General features: G+C 65.0%; 3 protein-coding genes and 2 pseudogenes. 2 read left to right on the forward strand and 3 right to left on the reverse strand.

Going from position 1 to position 3,874, the window contains the following annotated elements; all coding sequences use genetic code 11:
- Positions 1–17: 17 nt before the first annotated feature.
- The gene (locus AC1DWT_RS50000) at positions 18–425 is read right to left on the reverse strand and encodes a carboxymuconolactone decarboxylase family protein (RefSeq protein WP_061045254.1); all 408 of its coding nucleotides are present in this window, start codon (positions 423–425) and stop codon (positions 18–20) included.
- Between the two features lie 216 nt (positions 426–641).
- Positions 642–1,646, reverse strand: coding sequence for an AraC family transcriptional regulator (locus AC1DWT_RS50005; protein ID WP_477926146.1), 1,005 nt, complete (start codon positions 1,644–1,646; stop codon positions 642–644).
- A 203-nt stretch (positions 1,647–1,849) separates the two neighbouring features.
- On the opposite strand from AC1DWT_RS50005, the gene AC1DWT_RS50010 reads away from it, so the two are divergent.
- Together AC1DWT_RS50010 and AC1DWT_RS50015 are read left to right on the forward strand one after the other, a co-directional pair.
- On the forward strand, positions 1,850–2,902 hold the full coding sequence (locus AC1DWT_RS50010) for a beta-keto acid cleavage family enzyme (RefSeq protein ID WP_477926147.1): 1,053 nt from the start codon (positions 1,850–1,852) through the stop codon (positions 2,900–2,902).
- A 126-nt stretch (positions 2,903–3,028) separates the two neighbouring features.
- Positions 3,029–3,222 (forward strand): annotated as a pseudogene (locus AC1DWT_RS50015) (alpha/beta hydrolase); the annotation flags it as partial.
- 462 nt (positions 3,223–3,684) lie between these two features.
- On the opposite strand, the pseudogene AC1DWT_RS50020 reads toward AC1DWT_RS50015, so the two are convergent.
- Positions 3,685–3,874, reverse strand: a pseudogene (locus tag AC1DWT_RS50020) (penicillin-binding protein); the annotation flags it as partial.

A 3,874-nucleotide genomic window follows, 5' to 3' on the forward strand; every position in this document is an offset into this window, starting at 1 on the left:
GGTGCGGACGTCGGGGATCAGGGGGCAATGCGCGGCGCGGCGATCTGGCGACGTTCGTGAGCGTCGAGTTCCTCCTCGAGGATGGGGACGCCGAGGTTGCAGGCATGGATACCCAGGACGCTGACCATCTGCAGAACGGTGAGGATCTCCTCGCGGGAGACACCGAGTTCGAGGGCCATCCGGATGTGCCGTCGCACGCCAGGTGCGTACATGTGGGTCGCGGCGGCGTCGATCGCGATGCTGAGGAGTTCGACGAACTCGGGAGTGAAGACCCCGCGTCGGACCGGGGTGGCGTTCATCGCCATGAATTGCTCGGTCCACTCCGGATCCCAGTCGGACAGGGTGTTCCACAGGGGGTTCCAGTTGCCGTCACGACGCATGGCGTCGAGGGTCGGCGTGGGGATCGGGTCGGGATTCGTCGGCACGCGGCACTCGTTTCACAGAGAAGGGGCAAATGGGGTGCGATGCAGGCTGTCCTTCACAGCGGATGTGGTGCGCATCACGTTAGCTCCGGCGCGCTCCGGGTAATTAACCCTCCGGGACGTCATTCTGTACATTTCGGGACAGCTTCCGCGTGAACGGACCGTTCAGGTTCTCGGCGGCCTTGAACCGTTCGTTCACACACCGGCCCGGGCGATCGGTCAGCCCTCCGAGCGCCTGCGCCATTCGCGCGGGCTCATGCCGAACTGTTGATGGAACCAGCGGGAGAAGCTACTGGGTGCGGAGAACGCCAGCATCTCGGAGATCTCGGTGAACGTGTGGCGCCGGCCCGTCACCATGCGCCGGGCGAGTTCGGCGCGGGTCGCGTCGACGACCCCGGTGAAGGTCAGGTTCGACTTGGCCAGGTGTCGGTGTACCGTGCGCCGGTCCACACCGAGGCTCCGTGCTACCTGCTCGACCGAGCAGCGGCCGGTCGGCAGCAGGAGTTCGACGAGTTCACGGACCCGGATCGTGAGGGTGGGCTCCTCCGGCGCCGCCAGGTCATCGAGAAACTGCTGCGTGTAGTTGCGCAGCAGCGGATCGGAGAGTCGGTTCACCTGATCAAGATCGCTTGTGTAGGTGACGATCCCGGAGTAGTCGCCGCCGAAGGTCAGGGGTGCGTCGAAGATGCGGCGGTGGGTGCTGTCGTCGTCGGGTCGTCCGTGTTCGAAACACACCGACACGGGCTGCCATCGGTCCCCGAGAAGGTAATGCAGCAGTTGGTGGGTCACGGCGGTGGCGAGCTCGACGGACTGGCGAACGGGCATCGGTTCGCCGGGCTCGACGTGGAGCGCGATGGCGGAGAGACCGTCGCGTTCGGTTACCCGGATGTGTAGGGATTCGTTGTAGGTGTGCTGGTAGCGGATCAGCATCCGCAGCGCGCTGCGGGCATCCGGTTCCTCGCGGATGCTCACGCTCAGCGGGCCGAGGGTCGACAGGCGCCGACGTTCAGCGAGCCTGAGGGCGAAGTCCTGGCGACCGGACGCGGCGGCCGAGAGTTCGAGGAGGCGAGCAACGGCGGCGGCCGGCACCCAGCGGTCCTGGATCTCGAGGCCCGCCGGGTCGAGGTCGACGCTGCGCAGTAGCTGGACCGGGTCGATCGACAGCGAGCGTCCCAGCTCGACGTATCCGGTCAGTGCGGCGTAACGCGCCAGGGGCTTCGACACCGTGATTCCTCTCCGGCCCGCTGCGAGACCGGGATGTCCCTAAGAGTTAATAAATATGTCCCGCAAGGGTAAGTGTGTTGGGGGTCTCCTGACTACGGTCGTGTTAGCGAAGTCACAGAGAGAACAGCAAGGACCGGCAGCGCGACAGGCCTTCTAACCCTCCCTCACATTCGTTCGCCCCCACCGAGAAACGGAGTCTCACAATGTATTTCCACGACGACGCGCTCTACCCCGAGAACCAGGAGAAGCTGGTCATCACCGCCGCTCCGTACGGGCCGGAGTGGGAGCCGGACGACTTCCGCGAAGACCTGCCGCTGACCATGGACGAGCACGTCCAGAAGGCGGTGGACTGCTACGAAGCCGGCGCGACGGTCCTGCACATCCACGTGCGCGAACTCGACGGCAAGGGCTCCAAGCGGCTCTCGAAGTTCAACGAGCTCCTCGCCGGGCTGCGCGAGGCGGTGCCGGAGATGATCCTGCAGGTCGGCGGCTCCATTTCGTTCGCGCCCGAAGGTGAGGGCGCCGATGCGAAGTGGCTCTCCGACGATACCCGGCACATGCTCGCCGACCTCGACCCCGCACCGGACCAGGTCACGATCGCCATCAACACCAGCCAGATGAACATCATGGAGTTGATGACCGCCGACGACATCGCCGGCACGTCGCTCGCGCGTCCGGAGCTGATGGAGACCTACCGGGAGATGACGGTACCGGCAGGCCCGACGTGGGTCGAGGAGCATCTGCGTCGCCTGCAGGCGGCCGGAATTCAGCCGCACTTCCAGCTGTCGAGCATCCCCCAGCTCGAGACCGTCGAGCGGCTCATCCGCCGCGGTGTGTACACCGGCCCACTGAACCTGACGTGGGTCGGCATCGGCGGCGGCTTCGACGGCCCCAACCCGTACAACATCATGAACTTCATCCAGCGGGTCCCGGACGGTGCGTGCCTGGCGCTCGAGACGCTGATGCGGAGCGTGCTGCCGGTCAACGCGATGGCGATCGCGATGGGCCTGCACACCCGCTGCGGCAACGAAGACACCATCTGGGGCCGCAAGGGCGAGAAATTCACCTCCGTCCAGCAGATCCAGCAGCTGGTCCGGATCGCCGGCGAACTCGGCCGCGAGGTTGCCACCGGCAAGGAGGCCCGCGAGATCTACCGGATCGGCGAAACCTACCGCGACGCGGACGAGACCCTCGCCAATCTGGGCTTCGCGCCGAACCGCAAGCCCGGTCAGGTCGGCTTCACCCGGCACGCCTGACCTGAACCGCTGACCGAAGTCGGGGTCCGACGTGAACGTCGGGCCCCGCCGGTCATTTTTGTGAGAGAACATCTTTGGTAGAGCAATGAACAGCAACGGCTAGCCGACCGTGGTCACGCGCCCGGCCTGCGTGACCACGTCGCCGAGCATTGGCAGATTCTGCTCGCCGATCCATTCACCGGGTGCGCCTCGTTCCGCCGCTCGAGCACGACAAGCTGAGCCTGGCGGCCCGGATCGCCGCTCTCAACGCGGTCTTCGCCCAGGCCGAGGGGCCGGTGGCCTTCGTGACGCACAGCGCCGGTGTCCTGATCGCCGTGCACCTGCGAACACCACGAGCAGGCCGGAGACCGGAGAACGTACCAAATATCCTGTCAGGCAGTCATTATCGAAGGGGCGATAATCTACCTTATGGCAACTATGCCGCCCCGGCACTGCATCAAATGACAGATCCGGCCCCCACGATTGTTCCTTGGTGGGTGGCTGCGTTTCCGAGAGAATGATCGCGATGGCCAACCACATAGTCGGACCATCTGCCTTTGTGCGGTTTACCGGCACGACCAGCTCTCCGCAGCGAGCGTTGGCCAGCAGTGGCACCGGTTACGGAGTCTTCGCGCAGGACCCCTCGACAAACTGCGCCGGCGGATGGTCCACGGTGGTCGGCGGCGAGCTGGAAGGCGAAACTCGAACATGCCCCGCTGGCGAGAACCACAGCAAAAGCCAGGACTGTGAACTGATTCAAATTTCGCATTGCGCCACCGGCTTCCCCGGGTTAGATCGGCTATTTACTGCAGGTGCCGGTAGAGCCGGCCGTGGTTGCTGAACCAGGCGACATTCCCATCGGACCCCCGAACGAAGTTGGATCGGGTGCCGGTGGGTTTGAGGTCGGGGCCAAGGTCGAGCCCATAGTCGGTCTTGTAAAGCGCAAGACCGAGATTCGGGACTGTCTGCTCATCCGGCAGGTAGGTGCCATCC

The sequence above is a fragment of the Rhodococcus sp. P4_B6 genome, from assembly GCF_056402215.1.